The sequence below is a fragment of the Vibrio xiamenensis genome (assembly GCF_900100015.1).
In the GTDB taxonomy this organism is placed as follows: Bacteria; Pseudomonadota; Gammaproteobacteria; order Enterobacterales; family Vibrionaceae; genus Vibrio; species Vibrio xiamenensis.
The window spans coordinates 127798-144518 of the sequence record NZ_FNDD01000007.1; the positions used below are offsets into that span (position 1 = coordinate 127798).

General features: G+C 47.7%; 13 protein-coding genes. 2 read left to right on the top strand and 11 right to left on the bottom strand.

All coding sequences use genetic code 11. The annotated features are described in order from the left end of the window. The first annotated feature begins 21 nt into the window (after positions 1-21). On the top strand, positions 22-204 hold the full coding sequence (locus BLS03_RS07945) for a hypothetical protein (protein WP_093271950.1): 183 nt from the start codon (positions 22-24) through the stop codon (positions 202-204). Positions 205-249: 45 nt separating this feature from the next. On the opposite strand, the gene BLS03_RS07950 is transcribed toward BLS03_RS07945, so the two are convergent. The 10 genes from BLS03_RS07950 to BLS03_RS07995 all read right to left on the bottom strand — a co-directional run bounded on the left by BLS03_RS07950 (position 250) and on the right by BLS03_RS07995 (position 11777). Continuing rightward, positions 250-1611: a TRAP transporter large permease gene (locus BLS03_RS07950; RefSeq protein ID WP_093271953.1), complete on the bottom strand. Its 1362-nt coding sequence runs from the start codon at positions 1609-1611 to the stop codon at positions 250-252. Between the two features lie 3 nt (positions 1612-1614). Next, on the bottom strand, positions 1615-2277 hold the full coding sequence (locus tag BLS03_RS07955; RefSeq protein ID WP_176765549.1) for a TRAP transporter small permease: 663 nt from the start codon (positions 2275-2277) through the stop codon (positions 1615-1617). A 67-nt stretch (positions 2278-2344) separates the two neighbouring features. Then, entirely contained in the window at positions 2345-3346 is a 1002-nt protein-coding gene (locus BLS03_RS07960) for a DctP family TRAP transporter solute-binding subunit (RefSeq protein WP_093271956.1), read from the bottom strand. 300 nt (positions 3347-3646) lie between these two features. Then, entirely contained in the window at positions 3647-4759 is a 1113-nt protein-coding gene (locus tag BLS03_RS07965; RefSeq protein ID WP_093271959.1) for an ABC transporter ATP-binding protein, read from the bottom strand. A gap of 5 nt (positions 4760-4764) precedes the next feature. Next, positions 4765-5622 (bottom strand): carbohydrate ABC transporter permease, encoded by an 858-nt coding sequence (locus tag BLS03_RS07970; RefSeq protein ID WP_093271961.1) that lies wholly within the window; start codon positions 5620-5622, stop codon positions 4765-4767. Continuing rightward, positions 5619-6542, bottom strand: coding sequence for a carbohydrate ABC transporter permease (locus tag BLS03_RS07975; RefSeq protein ID WP_093271964.1), 924 nt, complete (start codon positions 6540-6542; stop codon positions 5619-5621). The genes BLS03_RS07970 and BLS03_RS07975 overlap by 4 nt, the downstream gene beginning before the upstream one ends. 84 nt (positions 6543-6626) lie before the next feature. Next, positions 6627-7874 carry an ABC transporter substrate-binding protein gene (locus BLS03_RS07980; RefSeq protein ID WP_093271966.1) on the bottom strand — a complete coding sequence of 416 codons (1248 nt, stop codon included), beginning with the start codon at positions 7872-7874 and terminating at the stop codon, positions 6627-6629. A 132-nt stretch (positions 7875-8006) separates the two neighbouring features. Next, positions 8007-9455, bottom strand: a complete 1449-nt coding sequence (locus tag BLS03_RS07985; RefSeq protein ID WP_093271969.1) for an ATP-binding protein — start codon at positions 9453-9455, stop codon at positions 8007-8009. Next, positions 9455-10186: a response regulator gene (locus BLS03_RS07990; RefSeq protein WP_093271971.1), complete on the bottom strand. Its 732-nt coding sequence runs from the start codon at positions 10184-10186 to the stop codon at positions 9455-9457. The genes BLS03_RS07985 and BLS03_RS07990 overlap by 1 nt, the downstream gene beginning before the upstream one ends. 115 nt (positions 10187-10301) lie before the next feature. Continuing rightward, the gene (locus BLS03_RS07995; protein ID WP_093271974.1) at positions 10302-11777 is read right to left on the bottom strand and encodes a protein adenylyltransferase SelO; all 1476 of its coding nucleotides are present in this window, start codon (positions 11775-11777) and stop codon (positions 10302-10304) included. A 1047-nt stretch (positions 11778-12824) separates the two neighbouring features. Here BLS03_RS07995 and BLS03_RS08000 point away from each other — a divergent pair. Then, positions 12825-14906: a bifunctional metallophosphatase/5'-nucleotidase gene (locus tag BLS03_RS08000; protein ID WP_093271977.1), complete on the top strand. Its 2082-nt coding sequence runs from the start codon at positions 12825-12827 to the stop codon at positions 14904-14906. Positions 14907-14992: 86 nt separating this feature from the next. Here the strand turns inward: BLS03_RS08000 and BLS03_RS08005 are convergent, their stop codons facing one another. Continuing rightward, the gene (locus BLS03_RS08005; protein WP_093271980.1) at positions 14993-16399 is read right to left on the bottom strand and encodes an MFS transporter; all 1407 of its coding nucleotides are present in this window, start codon (positions 16397-16399) and stop codon (positions 14993-14995) included. Positions 16400-16721 lie beyond the last annotated feature (322 nt).

Sequence of the window (16721 nt, forward strand, 5' to 3'; positions counted from 1 at the left end):
TTGGTGAATTAGCAGGTTTGTGTGGGCGAGAAAACTAAGGTACCGTTTATCAGTGACACGGTTTTAATTAACGGCGTTTATCAACCAGAACAGCGCTCTGGAGTCGAAAGACGGCGAAACCGTAAAAAGTACCCGTATTACGATAGACGTCGACGTGTCGACCCTCGCATCGGTAAGGTAAAAAAAATCAGCGAACAGGTTTGATTCTGTTCGCTGATAGACTTTCTAGACACTGAGCTTAAAACATCATTACTTCGTGATGATTTCCGGTCCCATAAAGGTGGTCGGTAACCAAGTCGATACCCAAGGTACGTAAGTAACGATAATCAAGAATAGGAACATCACCGCCACCCAAGGGAGTGCCGCTTTGACCACTCTCATCAGCGACATCTTCGCCACTCCTGCGGTCACAAACAAGTTGAGCCCAACTGGCGGCGTAATCATGCCGATTTCCATGTTCACTACCATGATAATGCCAAGGTGAATCGGGTCGATACCGAGCGCCATTGCAATTGGGAACACCAGTGGCGCAACGATGATAAGTAGGCCAGATGGCTCCATGAACTGGCCGCCAATCAACAACAGCACGTTGACCACAATTAAGAAGGTGATTGGACCAAGGCCTGCAGATAACATCGATTCTGTGATCATCTGTGGCACACGCTCTTCGGTCAGTACGTGCTTAAGGATCAACGCATTGGCGATGATAAACAGCAGCATAATCGTCAGCTTACCAGCTTCAAACAGCGTGGCTTGGGTGTCTTTATGGACAAACGATTGCAACACTTTGACCAAAGCAGGCTTAGTGTTTTGCTTGTCGGCAAATGGCCCCATATCGCGGTAGATAAAGTTAGCAATTAAGAACGCATAAACGGCTGCCACCGCGGCCGCTTCTGTCGGGGTAAAGATACCGCCGTAGATACCGCCAAGAATGATAACAACCAGCAACAAACCCCAGCTCGCATCTTTCGCGGCGCTCATTGCCTCTTTCCAACCGACAAACGGCTGCTTTGGTAGATTCTTCACCCGCGCCGTGATGTAAATGGCGACCATCAACATCAAACCCGCTAGTAAACCTGGAATCACGCCGCCAAGGAACATACGACCAACCGACACATCGGTTGCCGCCGAGTAGACCACCATTACAATCGATGGTGGGATCAGAATCCCAAGCGTACCTGCGTTACAAATGACCCCAGCTGCGAACTCTTTGGTGTAGCCATTTTTGACCATACCGGCAATCACAATACTACCGATCGCAACGACGGTAGCGGGCGACGAACCAGACAGCGCTGCAAACATCATACACGCCACAACCGACGCCATCGCTAAGCCGCCACGAAACCAGCCAACCATTGCAATCGCAAAACGTATAATGCGCTTTGCCACGCCGCCGGTAGACATAAAGCTGGATGCGAGAATAAAGAATGGAATCGCTAATAGCGTGTAGTGGCCTTCAAACGCGTTAAATAGAGTTTGCGCAATGGATGCCAGCGAGCCTTCTGAGTGAATCAGCAAAAACAGAATACTTGAAAGCCCAAGAGAAATTGCGATTGGCACGCCCACCAGCATAAAGCCAATCACCATTAAAAATAGAAATAGAATAGCCATGACTTAGCGCTCCTTATCATTATCTTTGATAGACATCGTCGCTTCGACATCCGACATCTCAGCTTTGAGTGCTTCGAGGTCTTCTTCGGCTTCGTGGCCAGCGATCATGCGATCCAGCTTGCCAGTAAGAATTTGAACCAGAATTTGAATAAAGCGGTAAGTCAGTAGCGCCATACCCAGTGGCAGCGCCATATATGGAATAAAGCGCGGCAGTTTTTCATAGCGCTCGCCTTCATTTAGCCAATCAGCGAGGAACTGCAGCATATCAGGCATTGGAATATCGTCGGTTTCATACCAAGCGCGCTCGGTTGCAAATGGATACCAGTAGTTCCAAGCCCCAATCAACAATAAAATAGAAAACGCCAGACAGCAGCCGACTGCCAGCAGCGCGCACAGCTTACGCATTGAGTCGGGCAGCAAGTTGATCACCACATCGACACCGATATGGAAATGTTTTTTTACCCCATAAGAGGCACCAACGAGTACCATCCAGGCAAACATGAATACCGTTAACTCAAGCGCCCACAAAATGTTGTCGTTAAAAAGGTAGCGCGCTAAAACGTTGATAAAGGTCAGTAAAGTCATAGCGCCGAGGAAAAACGCGATTAGCGTCTCTTCGATTTTGTCCGTTACGGCGCCGACTTTAGAAAAAAATGACTGTTGCATAAAATACTTCGCTCTATGGGTCATTATTATTATCAAGTTGGCCCCACCAAAGCAGGGCCAAGTTCGATTACTGCTGGTTAGACGCCAAAGCGGCTTCAATCAGATCAGAACCGATGTCTTTCTCAAATTTCTTCCACACAGGTTTCAGTGCATCAACCCATTGCTGACGCTGATCGGCAGTCAGTTCACGCACTACACCACCCGCTTCAATCACGTATTGCTTGTTCTGCATTTCTACTTTGCTTGATTCGGCATTACGTGTTGCGGTGACTTCTTTCAAGATGGTCGCAAATTGATCGCGCACGTCTGTTGGCAAGTTGTCCCACCACTTAGTAGACGTCACGACGAGGTAATCCAAGATACCGTGGTTGGTTTCAGTGGTACCGTCTTGAACTTCAAAGAATTTTTTACCGTAGATGTTTGACCAAGTGTTTTCTTGACCATCGATAACTTTGGTTTGCAAACCGCCATACACTTCCGCGAACGACATTTTTTGCGGGTTGGCACCAAGTTGCTCAAACTGCGCAACCAGAACGTCAGAGGCTTGAACGCGGAATTTCAGACCTTTGGCATCCGCTGGAACCACAATCGGTTTGTTGGCCGACATTTGCTTCATGCCGTTATGCCAAAACTCGAGGCCTTTAACGCCGCGGCGATTCATAGCATTTTTCAGCTTCACGCCAGCATCAGAGTTTTGGAAACGGTCAACAGCATCAACATCATCAAAAAGGAAAGGGAGATCGAAAAGACGGAACTTTTTGGTGAATTTCTCAAATTTTGAAAGCGATGGCGCCGCAAGTTGGACATCACCGTTTAACATGGCTTCAAGTACTTTGTCGTCATCGTAAAGGGTTGAGTTTGGGAACACCTGCATACAGGCTTTACCATTCATCTCTTCATTGACACGCTTTTCCAATAGCGATGCCGCAATGCCTTTTGGGTGTTTGTCAGTATTGGTTACGTGACTGAACTTGATGACGATTTCGCCCGGATCGCAACTATTGGCCGCAGCAGTAAAGCTGGTCAACGCGATGATCGAGGCAGACAGTAGGGTCAAAGACTTGTTCATTATTATTCTCCTTGTGAATTTTCAACTCATAACCTGAAGTTGACAATTAACAATAGAGCAACAATTAAGCCAATTTTAACAAAAATAAAACAAACATTAAAAATCAATAGTTTAAAATAAAATCTATCGAACCAAGCAAATCATTGTTCTTAAAATGTAAATAAAATGGGTGGGAAATGACTCATCATTTCGGTGTAAATGGGTGGACTTCCGCCGATAATAAAAAGCCCTTATCGGCAAATAGATAAGGGCTTGGGAGAAGGAATGAAATTTGCCTACTTAACCACAACTGGCTTAGCGCTAGAACTCGATACGCTGCTCAGTGTTGGCATCAAAAAACACCGCTTTAGATAAATCAAAATGCAGAGTCGCCATCTGACCGACTTGCGCGTCAAATTCCGGCGCCAATCTGCACGCGACTTCCTGATCATTGACCTTAATCATCGCAATGGTATCCGGCCCAGTTGGCTCAAGTACCTCAAGTTGAATATCCAACTGAGTACTCGCCTGTGAATCTGGATTTGGCGATTCGCTAATATGTTCTGGGCGCAAACCAATCACCACATTTTGGCCGTCTTGCCTGCGCATCGAATCTGGCAGGCGAATGTGGTGCTCTTGATTGTGAGTACCTTTGACTTTGATGACCGGACGTTGCTGCTCGTCCAAATCAACCATGGTATGAATAAAGTTCATCGAAGGAGAACCCATAAACCCGGCGACAAACATGTTGTTGGGCTGATTGTAGATCTCTTTTGGCGTGCCGAGTTGCTGCAATTCGCCATCCTTCATCACCGCGATTCTATCGGCCAGCGTCATGGCTTCGATTTGGTCGTGAGTCACATACACAATCGTAGTATTCAGTTTTTGATGTAGGCGTTTGATTTGATGGCGCATCTCAACGCGAAGTTTAGCATCTAGGTTCGACAGAGGTTCGTCAAACAAGTAAAGCTTAGGCCTACGTGCCAGCGCGCGCCCCATCGCCACACGCTGGCGCTGACCACCGGAGAGCTGCGATGGTTTTCTATCCAGCAGATGATCAATTTGTAGCATTTGTGCCACGCGCTGAACTTCGGCTTCAATTTGCTCCGCTGGCATTTTGCGAATCTTAAGTCCGAATGCTATATTGCCGCGCACCGTCATATTGGGGTACAAAGCGTAAGACTGAAACACCATCGCAATATCGCGATCTTTCGGCTCAACTTGCGATACGTCCACGCCATCGATCACTATCTCGCCGTCAGTAATGTTTTCAAGCCCAGCAATGGTGTTCATCAGCGTCGATTTGCCACAGCCCGATGGGCCAACCAAAATCAAGAATTCTCCGGAATCAATACTGATATCAATGCCTTTTAGGGTTTCTTGCTCCGCTTTTGGATAGGTTTTGCGAATCTGTTTAAGTTCAAGTGTTGCCATGATGATTATCCTTTGACTGATCCAGCGGTTAAACCCCGGACAAAATACTTACCTGCCAATACGTAAACCACTAACGTCGGTAAGCCGGCGATGATCGCAGCGGCCATGTCGACGTTGTACTCTTTTACGCCTGTGCTGGTATTGACCAAGTTATTGAGCGCCACGGTGATGGGCTGAGTCTCCGAACCGGAATACACCACGCCGAACAGGAAATCGTTCCAAATCGCGGTGAACTGCCAAATGATGGTAACCATGATGATCGGAGTTGAAAGCGGCAGTAAGATTTTAAAGAAGATGGTAAAGAAACCCGCACCATCGAGTTTGGCCGCTTTCACCAACTCATCAGGAACGCTGATATAGAAATTGCGGAAAAACAGTGTGGTAAACGCCAAGCCATAAATCACGTGTACGACGACAAGTCCGGTGGTGGTGTTCGCCAGCCCAAGTCGCCCAAGCACCGCCGCCATCGGTAATAAAATCACCTGAAACGGAATAAAGCAGCCAAACAGCAGCAAGCTAAAAAACAGGTTTGAGCCACGAAATTGCCATTTGGTGATCACGTAACCGTTAAACGCGCCAAGTAGCGTCGAAATCAGCACCGCGGGTATCACCATCTGAAACGAGTTCCAGAAATAGCCTTTTACCCCTTCACATTTCACGCCAGTACAGGCACTGTCCCACGCTTTGTGCCAAGCATCGAATACCCACTCGTTTGGCAAACTCATCAAGTTACCGGCTTTAATATCTGGCAGCGTTTTAAATGAAGTTACCACCATCACCACAAGCGGCATCAAATAAACCAAACAGAAGAAAATCAGTCCGGCGTAAATCAATGCGCGCGAAAGCGTCATGCGTCCATTCATGATTTTTTCTCCCTCAGTTCCGAATACAAATACGGCACCAAAATCGCCAATATTCCTGCCAGCATCATCATTGCGCTCGCTGCGCCAAGGCCGATTTGGCCTCGCGTAAACGAGTGGGCATACATAAATAGCGCTGGTAAATCGGAAGAATAGCCTGGGCCACCTGCGGTCATCGCAGTGACTAAGTCAAAGCTCTTAATCGCAATGTGCGAGGTGATGATCACGGCACTGAAAAATACCGGTCTGAGACAAGGAAGAATGATTTTCCAATAGATGGTTGGCAAACTAGCGCCATCGATTTGCGCCGCTTTGATGATCGAAGCATCGATGCCGCGCAGCCCTGCGAGAAACATCGCCATAATAAATCCAGATGACTGCCATACCGCGGCAATCACTAAGGTGTATATCGCCATATCAGAATCGACTAACCAGTCAAAACGAAACTGGCTAAAGCCCCAGTCATGCATTAATTTCTCAATGCCCAGACCTGGGTTTAATATCCATTTCCACGCGGTGCCAGTGACAATAAACGACAGCGCCATTGGGTACAGATAGATGGTGCGAATCGCCCCTTCTTGGCGAATATTCTGGTCGAGTAAAATCGCCAAACCGACCCCCAATACCAAAGCGATCAGCATAAACAGCAGACCAAATATGGCCAAGTTGGTGATCGAGGTAATCCAGCGATCGTTTTCCATCAGTTTCTGGTATTGCACCCAACCTGCAAAATTAAAACTGGGCAGAAAGCGCGAGTTGGTGAAAGACAGCGCCGCCGTCCAAAAAATGTATCCGTAAATACACACCACGGTCACCAGCATGGTCGGTGCCATCACCAGTTTGGGTAAAAATCGCTGCAACCTGTCAGCCAAGGTGGGTGCAGGTGCAGACTTGGATTTGGAGGTGTTCACAATCGGCTCCATAACGAATCCTTACAACAAACGACAACAATAAAAAGAGGCGCTGAGTTCCCCACAAACTCAGCCCTCTGGCGTTATTGGAGCAGATTACATCGCGGCTTTAACGGCTTTCGCCAGTTGTTGCGCGGCCTGTTTTGGATCGGCGTTTTTGTCGTTGAAGAAGTTGGTCACGACGTCGTAAATCGCACCTTGTGCATAACTGGTGGTCGACATACCATGCGCCATACTCGGCACTAGCCCACCCTGTTTAGCGGTTTTCTTAAAGGTGTCCATCGATGCCAATGCGCAACTATCGAATTTAGACATATCCATATCAAGACGAACCGGAATCGAACCTTTGTTTAAGTTGAACACCTCTTGGAAGTCTTTAGACAGGATGGTTTTCGCCAAGGCTTTTTGCGCTTTCTGGTTTTCGGCATTTTTCAGCTCAAAGAACGCAAAGCTATCGACGTTGTAAGTAAATTGATTGGCCGTACCTGGTGCTGGCGCGCAGATGTAATCTTGACCCGGAACTTTACCTGCGGCGGTAAATTCGCCCTTCGCCCAGTCACCCATGATTTGCATTGCTGCATCGCCGTTGATGACCATTGAAGTGGCCACGTTCCAGTCACGACCCGGCGAGTTATCATCGATGTAATCGTGCATTTTCTTAAATTGGGTGAAGACGTTGACCATTTTATCGCCCGAAAGCACGTCCATATCCAAGTCAACAAATGCTTTTACGTAGTCATCGCTGCCAAGGACCTCTAATGCCACCGCTTCAAAAAGCGTTGCGTCTTGCCAAGGTTGACCACCGTGCGCCAACGGAATAAAGCCCGCCGCTTTGATTTTGTCACCGGCAGCAAAGAACTCATCCAGTGTGGTGGGTACACTGACACCCGCTTTTTTCAATACTGCCGGGTTGGCCCACAGCCAGTTAACGCGGTGCACGTTGACCGGCACGGCGACGTATTCACCGTCCCACTTCATCACATCCGCAATCATTTTCGGCAAAATGTCATCCCAATGATTTTGCTGCGCAACATCATCAAGACTGGTCAGAAAGCCAAGGCCGCCCCACTCCTGAATATCATGACCTTTGATTTGCGCCGCAGACGGTGGGTTACCCGATACCGCGCGAGTCTTAAGTACCGTCATGGCACTTTCACCGCCACCGCCAGCAACGGCGAAGTCTTTCCAAGTGTGACCTTGCTGCTCAAGCATCTGTTTTAGGACTGCAGCCGATTTGGCTTCACCGCCTGCCGTCCACCAGTGGAGAACTTCCACTTCACCCGCTTGCGCCGCGAACGCGCTGGATAATATCGACAGAGTTAATAGCGTTTGTTTAATTTTCATTATTATCTTCCATGGTTTGGATTAGACCTTGAACGCTAAACGCTCAAGTTTCACGTTTTCGCTCAACAGTCTAACCAATCTGCCATGGCGCACTGCAACAAACCGTAACTTACAAGTAACAATGTTGTTACATTAGACTTCTAGGTTAGGCGGAATAAAGATTTGCGCTTGTAATCCACCCTGTGGGCAATTGCTTAAAATGAGATCTCCACCAAGTCCGTGCAAAATGCTGCGACAAATCCCCAGCCCCAAACCGTGTCCTTGAGCGTCGTTGCTTAAGCGAAAATACGGCTCAAACACTTGCTCTAACTGTTTGGTCGGAATGCCCGGGCCGCGGTCGATAATGGTCACCACAACCCAATCTTGATTTTCGATGAGCGTAATCGTCGCGTGCTGGCCATACTTAATCGCATTGTCGATGACATTGCTCAGCACGCGCTTCATCGCCAGCGGTTTCGCCACCAGCGGCTCAATTGGCTGAAACTCAAACTCGACTCTGACTTGGCGCTGGTTATAAGGCTCAATCAAGGCAGATATCATGGCAACTAAGTCAATAAAGGCATTATTTTCATGCAGATCCGTATCGCGAACACACTGCAGTGCGCCTTTGACCATCATTTCCAAATCATCGAGATCTTTATTAAATTTGTCGCGTTTGTTGCTGTCGTCGAGCAATTCCGAGCGCAGACGCAAACGGGTGATTGGGGTTTTTAAATCATGAGAAATGGCGGAGAACAGATGCTCACGATCCGCCACATAACGACGGATTCGACTCTGCATGCGATTAAACGCGCGGGTCGCCGTCACCAATTCACTGGCACCCTGCTCTTTAAGCGGCGGTTGGTCAATGTCCATGCTCATGTCATTGGCGGCGCGGGCTAAATTCTTTAGCGGCTTGACCTGGCGGCGCATCAATAAATAAGTCAGCAGCAGCAAAATCGAAGTTGAGAACAGCAAAAACAGCATTTGTTCGCGGTCGATGATGTTGTCATCTAGGGAAATGTACGGCGCAGGCAGCAGTGCCGCGATATAGATCCATTCATCAACCGCCAATTCAATTTGCACCACCAGCACGGGCGGGTCTATCGGTCCCAGCGTTAGAGTATGGTGCGCCCAAGATTTGGGCAGGTCTTTGAGATACAAGTCGTTACGCAGTAGGCGTAAATTCTCGGCTTTGGAGAAATCCACCTCCAGCGCCAATGCCTTAGGTAGTTTGTCTGCCAAAACCGATTTGATGGCCACAACCGAGGTACGTTTTAGCGGTGTATCGGCGATGGGGTCGACGTAGAGCGGCTCTTGGTTAAACGACACGAAAAATCGCGTGCCGCCCATGTTACGGATCTGGTCAAGGACAATATGGCGATAACCGAGCGGCAGCTTTTGAAAGAAGTTGACCGTTGACGCGAACATCACCGCCATGCTGGCAGAGGCAGCGCGAATACCTTCAAGCTCTTTTTGTTTTGATTCACTGTACCAAATCGCCGTTGCGATCCCCTGCGCGCCAATAACGGCGATCAGCGTCAGCGCTAGTGTGCGCGCCACCAGAGAATTGGCCCACAAAGAGAGATAACGACGGCGCATTAGGGGTGCTCGTAATTAACCGGCACCGTCAGCATATAACCGTTGCCACGCAGCGTTTTGATGTATTGCGGATATTTGACACTGTCACCTAAACGATGACGCAAACGGCTCAATTGAACGTCGATACCACGCTCAAATGGCAGCGCTTCGCGCCCGCGTGTGGCGCATGAAATGGTGTCGCGATCCAGCACTTCGTTAGGGCGGCTCAAAAATAGCATCAACAACGTAAAATCACTGCCGGACAGATCAAGTGTCGTGCCGTGCTCCAAATGACTTAACTGATGAGAAATGGTGTTCAGCCGCCAATCACCAAAGACAATGTGCTGGGCAACCGCTGGCTGAGTTTCACCATGATTCACCTGACTGCGGCGCAGCACCGCTTTAATTCGTGCCACCAACTGACGCGGATTAAACGGCTTGGCAATGTAATCGTCCGCGCCTATTTCAAGGCCGATAATTTGGTCGGTCTCATCAGAAACCGCGGTGAGCATGATGATCGGCACATTGGATTGGCGACGGACTTGCTGGCACAGCGCAAAACCGTCATCACCAGGCAACATGACATCAAGCAGGATCAACGCCGGATAGCCTTGGTTTTCAAGGCTGGTAAGCAAGCCGTCACCGTCTTTGACAGTAGACACTTGGTAGCCGGCTCTGGTTAAGTATTCGTCTAACAGTTCGCGGATGTCCTGATCGTCATCGACGACTAAAATCCGATTCTGAAGTGGCATTGCTCTATCCGATGTTCACATTTTCTTTACATAGTGTATCGGTAGAGCGGCCAGTTGATGATTGATAAATCGATAAATTTTGAATGTCACACAGGAGTAGATCACATTTTCAGCATTAGGACGAGCAGCTGATTTCCATCTTCTTACCCCAGCTTGGCGGCAAGTTGGCATAAACATCATGACTCGGTTGTTCATCGTATGGATTGGCAAGCAAAGCAGCCAAATGCTGCACTTCTGAATAGTCGCCTTGCTCGGCTTTATCGATGGCAATCTGCGCCAGATAATTACGCAAAATGTACTTAGGATTCACTTTTCGCATCGCTAAGCAGCGCTGTTCATCACTGAGTAGCTCGCCTGCCCCATTCAGCTCCAAAGCCGCGCGTGCTAGGTAGCGCTCAAGCCAGGCACGTGCTCGGTCGCGATCAATAAACAAATCAATCACCGCTTGCGTGTCATCTTGGTCAACACTGGATAGAGCGCGGAAAAAGCGCGTGTAGTCGGTGTGATTGTCAGCCAGTAGCGTAAACATGTCGTCGAACAGTTCGCTGTCTTGCGGCGCTGCGGACACCAGCCCGAGTTTGCTGCGCATTTGCGCGCTGTAATAGCGGCCAAGTAGAGTTTCGTAGTTGGCGAGCGCTTGTTCGAGGTCTTGATGCTCAATCAGCGGCGACAAAGCATGCGCCAGCGCAGAGAGATTCCACAGTGCCACGCGCGGCTGCTGATCAAACGCATAGCGGCCTTGGTAATCTGAGTGGTTACAAATAAAACTCGGCTCGTAGTCGTCCAAAAACGCAAACGGCCCGTAATCAAATGTTTGGCCAAGCACCGACATGTTGTCGGTATTCATGACGCCATGAGCAAAACCATACGCTTGCCACTTCGCAATCATCAATGCGGTGTTATCAACAATGCGCTCAAACATCGCCACATAAGGTTTGGCTTGGTTGCTAAGCTCAGGCCAATACCACTCAATAACTTTATCGGCGAGCAACGTTAAATGGTCGATCTGATTGGTGTAAAAAAAGTGCTCGAAATGGCCAAAACGAATGTGGCTCGTCGCAGCGCGGATAAGCAGCGCGCCCGGTTCGGTTTTTTCGCGATAGACAGGCGTGTCACTGACTAACATGCCAAGCGCGCGAGTGGTTGCAATCCCAAGCCCTGACATCGCCTCACTGCACAAGTATTCTCGAATCGTTGAGCGTAAAACCGCGCGCCCATCGCCCATACGAGAATAAGGCGTTAAACCCGCGCCTTTAATATGTAAGTCAAACACCTCACCATTTTGCGCGGTAATTTCACCGAGCAACAACCCGCGCCCATCACCCAAATCGGGGTTATACACTCCAAATTGATGACCGGCATATTTCATCGCAAGCGGCTGACACGGCGAAACAATCGCGTCACCACTCAGGGCTTGCTTTATCTCTGCATCTAAATGGGCCTCAGGGGCAAAACCCAATTGCAAAGCCAAAGGTTCATTCCAAGCAATAAAACGGCTATTTTCTAGTGGCGTCGGCGACACCTGCGAATAGAAAGCACTGGGAAGCGAAGCAAAACGGGTGGAAAGGCGAAGTGATGTCCAACTCGACATAAACATTCCATTAACAAACGAGCAATGACAGCACGCTAACACAGAATGGAAAGGTGGGTCTAGAGAAAGCCATGTACCGCGCTATGATTTATATGTCGGCACATAAACTCAAATAAGTGCACATGGCTTGATAAAAATGTCGGTTAAAATGGCTTAAATGAAAGCGAACACGCTCAGCATCGCGGCAAGTGAAAAAATGCAGATGCGACTAATAAGGCCAAATTCGGATGGGTGAATCATTTCTTGATGTTGCATGGTGACGCTCCTACATTTGTTACACGATAATGACAATATGATGAAAATTGCGTCGATTCTCAACTCATAACTTGGTGAATTTTTTATGACAGTGGCGTGTTTTTGTGAGTCAAACGATAAAAAATTTATCTCCTCTCTCGCCAACTAGTTGATTGTATTCAAAGCTACCCTGCCACAGTCCCCAGCAATCACTACACAAAGTAATCACTGTATTTAACGCCTCTTTGAGGTGATCGCTTACCTCGCCCCTGCCTTTTTTCAAAATAAAGCCACTTAAGCCATTCACTAGGCATGTATTTATTATTGATAACGATAAGGCGAGTCATGCATAAGAAAAATATCGAATCAGGAATGAAAAAATAAAACAAGATTTAGAAAAAACACCTAGAGCGATTAACTTAAAATCAAGGAAAATAAAACTACTATTAATAATTCCATACTTATAAATTTCGCTTGGATTTTATTTTCAACACAATGAGTAAGCATTGGTAAGCGCTCAATTCAAACAAAAAATGTAAACTATTGAATTTAAATGACTTAAATAATCCCACACTGCAATCCATTACATTTAATAATAGTAAACCCAAGTGCTAAAAAACTATTGATAAAACAAACTTTAAGACTATAGACCAAATATAAATCCTACCAATAACATGAATTAAAATATTCATAATAATAAATTCACATCATTTTAATTTATCACTGCCAAGATTCATCCACACAAATTCTTGTGTGAAAAAACAACCACCAATGAATAAACGGAATAAATAAAATAAATTAGGAATTTGGAAGATGGCAAAACAGAATAAGCGCTATTTGGCACAGCTGATATCGGCAATACTTGCAACCAGTATGCTCAGTGGGTGCGTGATCGATGACGACGATGACGAGACGAGCGAAGAAGCAAGCAGTGAAGTCGCCTATACATTGCAGCTACTGCATGTCGCGGATATGGATGGCTCAAACGCCGATGCGCTCGCCAACGCAGGCAATTTTGCAAGTAACGTGACCGCGCTGACCGCGCTCTACCCAAACAACACCCTGTTTTTAAGCTCCGGAGATAACTACATTCCGGGTTCGCGTTATGAGGCCGGCGCCGATGAATCGATGGCGCAATTGCAAGCGATTGGCGTACCCGGTGTTGGCCGCGCCGACATTGCAATGCTGAATGCCATGGGGTTACAAGCCTCGGCAGTGGGTAACCACGACCTTGATGGCGGTACTGCCGAGTTCGCCAGCATAGTGGCAACAGAAGCGGCATCAGGCGATTACAGCTACGACTACCCAGGCACTCAGTTTCCGTACTTAAGCTCCAACATGATTTTTAGCGATGATGAAAATACCGCACCACTGGTGGTAGATGATGGCCAACTTGCCAGCGACATTCCCAACAGTTTGACCTCTACGACCATCATTGAAGTCAACGGTGAAAAAATCGGTATTGTTGGTGCTACCACTCCCACCAACGAAGTGATTACTGACACAGGTGATATCACAGTGCTACCTGCCGATGATTCAACCGAAGAGCTGGCAACTTTGATTCAAGAGAAAGTCGATGCGCTGACGGCAACGGGGATCGACAAAGTGATTCTACTTGCCCACATGCAAACCATTTCGATTGAAAAGCAACTTGCGACCTTACTTAAAGACGTCGATATCATTGTGGCTGGCGGTTCTAATACACTGCTCGCCGACAGTACTGACAGGCTTTGGGATGGGGATTCTGCCGCTGACGACTATCCGCTGCTGTTTGAAGGTACCGACGGTGCATCGGTTGCGGTGGTCAACGTCGACGGCGATTACAAATACTTAGGCCGTTTAGTGGTTGGGTTTGATGAAGACGGTCATCTGCTGACCGATACCATTGATGCCGACGAAAGTGGTACCTACATCAGTGACGACGACATGGTCACCGAGCTTGGTGGCAGCGCCAATCAAGATGTTGATGCGATTGTTAGCGCGGTCAACGACATTATCATCAGCGATGAAAGCAATATTGTGGGTCATACCGATGTGTATTTAAATGGCTTGAAGGCGCAAGTACGCTCTGAAGAAACCAACCTTGGTGACCTCACCGCGGATGCCAACCTATGGTATGCCAAGCTTGAGAATTCTGATGTGCAAATCTCACTCAAAAACGGCGGCGGTATTCGCGCTTCCATCGGTTACGCCGAATACCCAGCAGGCTCCACCAGCGCTGAGGATTTGGTTTACTATCCACCGGCTGCCTACCCTGCCGCGGGTAAAGAACAAGGCGATATTTCCCAATACGATTTGCAAACCACTCTGGCATTTAATAATGCCCTTGGCATCATCAGCGTGAGCGCGGCAGAGCTCAAGGAGATTCTTGAACACGGCGTTTCGGAAATCGACCCAGACGATGAATCCAACTATGGCGGCGGTCGCTTCCCGCAACTTTCCGGGCTGACCTTTACGTTTGACGCCACCAAAACCGCGCAAGATTTAAGTAACAGCGTGGCAGGTGAACGGGTGACCAATGTGGTGGTCGACACCGATGGTGACGGCATTTACGACGACACGGTCGTCAGCAACGGTACCATTCAAGGCGATAGCTCACGTACCTTTACTATGGTGACCTTGAGCTATTTAGCCGAAGGCGGCGATGATTATCCATTTGACTGTGACGAAGACACCAACAGTGATGGCGAAACATACTGCACCAACGTCACTTACCTTGAAGACAATATGAGCGCCGATCCTGGCCTGGCGGATTTTGCCTCTTCAGGAACCGAGCAAGATGCTTTTGCCGAGTATCTGCAAAATTACTACCCTGATTCTGATACGCCATACACCACAACAGACACACTGACTGATAGCTCAGCCAGTGACGAGCGTATTATTCGCGCAGACTAAGCGCTATTCTCTCAGTAAACAGCCAAACAAAAGGTGAGCATGATGCTCACCTTTTTTATTTCGACACTCTTCTAGCGCTAACAGCGTTATTTGACGATAACCGGCTCAGGCGTATCGCCTTGCTCCGGCGCATCCTTCGGTTTACGAGCACCGGAATCAGACAAAATGGTGCGCGCGGTCATGGTGTGGTAATAAGCATCCGTCACTTTGTATTTAAACATCAAGGTGCCCATCAGGAAGTGGAAGATGCCTGGAATAATGGTCAGCATCAGCGCAATCCCCATCAATGCGGTGTCGGTTTGCTCTTGGTTCGGCACATAATCAAAGAACGTCAGTAGCCAGCCCACAATCGCCCCCGCAATGCCCATACCAAATTTTTGGCTAAACGAGATGCCGCCAAATGCAAGGCCAGAAACCCGCTCGCGAGATTTAAATTCGCCGTAATCGACCGCTTCAGCAATCGCCGACCAAAAGACTGGCGCATGCAAATCCACCACAAACGAGATAAGGAAATACATCACAAACGCCAATACCAAATCATCGCGTCCAACAAACAGGTACATCAGCGCGCTTAAAATCAGCACCGCGATTTGGGTATAACGGAATAACTTAATTTTGCAGTAGCGTTTGGTTATCCAGGTCGATGCCACCATCGCCAAAATAGCAGCTGTGACGCCAGTGGCAAGAAACGCAGAAATGGTCGAGGCATCGCCGCCCAAGTAGTATTTGGCGTAGTAAGCGCCAACCGAGCCACGAATTACGTAGCCCACAGTGCCGGTGACGCAAACTGCACATAAGATCAGCCATTGGTCATTTTGCACAAGCAACTTCACTTGTTGTTTAAACGGCTTTTTCTCAACTTGGTGAGCAACGCGCTCACGGGTGGTAAAGAAGCAGAATAAGAACAGTAATGTGCCCATTAGCCCCATTAAGCCCATCGAATATTGATAGCCGGCCTGAATGCCATCGTCTCCCCAAGCCGCAGCCAATTGCGGCACGATAATGGTCACCAGAAACGCTGCGATTTTCGCAAAGAACAAGCGGTAACCATTGGCAGACAAACGCTCTTTCGGATCGTCGGTCATGACGCTTATCAGCGAAATATACGGAATGGTGACAGCAGTAAACATGATGGTCACCAAAATATAAGTGGCGTAAGCATAAGCCAATTTTGAGTTGTAATCCCCATCTGGCGTGCTGAAGGTGAGGTAAACCGACAAGCCAAACGGAATCGACAAAAACAGCAGATAAGGACGGTAGCGCCCCCACTTGGTATCAAACTTATCCGTCAGCATGCCCATGACAGGGTCAGTGACCGCATCAATCAGGCGGACCACGATAAACAGCATGGCTAAATCTTGCGCACGGATACCGAAAATATCGGTATAGAAAAAGGTGATGATCAACATCATCGAAGAGATAACGACGTTTACCGCCATATCCCCGGCGCCAAAACCGACTTTTTCTAATACAGAAAGTTTATATTTATACATTGAACACCTCTCTGGGTTTCAAAATTTATTTGTAGAGTGACTGTATTTTTAACGACTATTTTGGCGTGCGACTGTTATGAATTTCTAATTCAAGAAAAATTAGCTAATTTATCCATATATACAGCAATATTCATAAAAACAAACCAAGGGGAATTAGTTAATTATGGAGAAAATATAAGAAACATACTTACAAGAACTGAGGTGATATTTATTTCTAGTTTTAAAATAAATATGAAAACATCGAAAAACAAACCTAAATAGCTGATTTTATTTTAAAACCAAAAATCATCTACATTCAGAAATGAATGTTATGTAGAAATAT

Coding starts and splice junctions, on each gene's coding strand:
- BLS03_RS07950 (WP_093271953.1), bottom strand. CDS start 1,611: ATGGCTATTCTATTTCTATTTTTAATGGTGATTGGCTTTATGCTGGTG.
- BLS03_RS07955 (WP_176765549.1), bottom strand. CDS start 2,277: ATGCAACAGTCATTTTTTTCTAAAGTCGGCGCCGTAACGGACAAAATC.
- BLS03_RS07960 (WP_093271956.1), bottom strand. CDS start 3,346: ATGAACAAGTCTTTGACCCTACTGTCTGCCTCGATCATCGCGTTGACC.
- BLS03_RS07965 (WP_093271959.1), bottom strand. CDS start 4,759: ATGGCAACACTTGAACTTAAACAGATTCGCAAAACCTATCCAAAAGCG.
- BLS03_RS07970 (WP_093271961.1), bottom strand. CDS start 5,622: ATGAATGGACGCATGACGCTTTCGCGCGCATTGATTTACGCCGGACTG.
- BLS03_RS07975 (WP_093271964.1), bottom strand. CDS start 6,542: ATGGAGCCGATTGTGAACACCTCCAAATCCAAGTCTGCACCTGCACCC.
- BLS03_RS07980 (WP_093271966.1), bottom strand. CDS start 7,874: ATGAAAATTAAACAAACGCTATTAACTCTGTCGATATTATCCAGCGCG.
- BLS03_RS07985 (WP_093271969.1), bottom strand. CDS start 9,455: ATGCGCCGTCGTTATCTCTCTTTGTGGGCCAATTCTCTGGTGGCGCGC.
- BLS03_RS07990 (WP_093271971.1), bottom strand. CDS start 10,186: ATGCCACTTCAGAATCGGATTTTAGTCGTCGATGACGATCAGGACATC.
- BLS03_RS07995 (WP_093271974.1), bottom strand. CDS start 11,777: ATGTCGAGTTGGACATCACTTCGCCTTTCCACCCGTTTTGCTTCGCTT.
- BLS03_RS08000 (WP_093271977.1), top strand. CDS start 12,825: ATGGCAAAACAGAATAAGCGCTATTTGGCACAGCTGATATCGGCAATA.
- BLS03_RS08005 (WP_093271980.1), bottom strand. CDS start 16,399: ATGTATAAATATAAACTTTCTGTATTAGAAAAAGTCGGTTTTGGCGCC.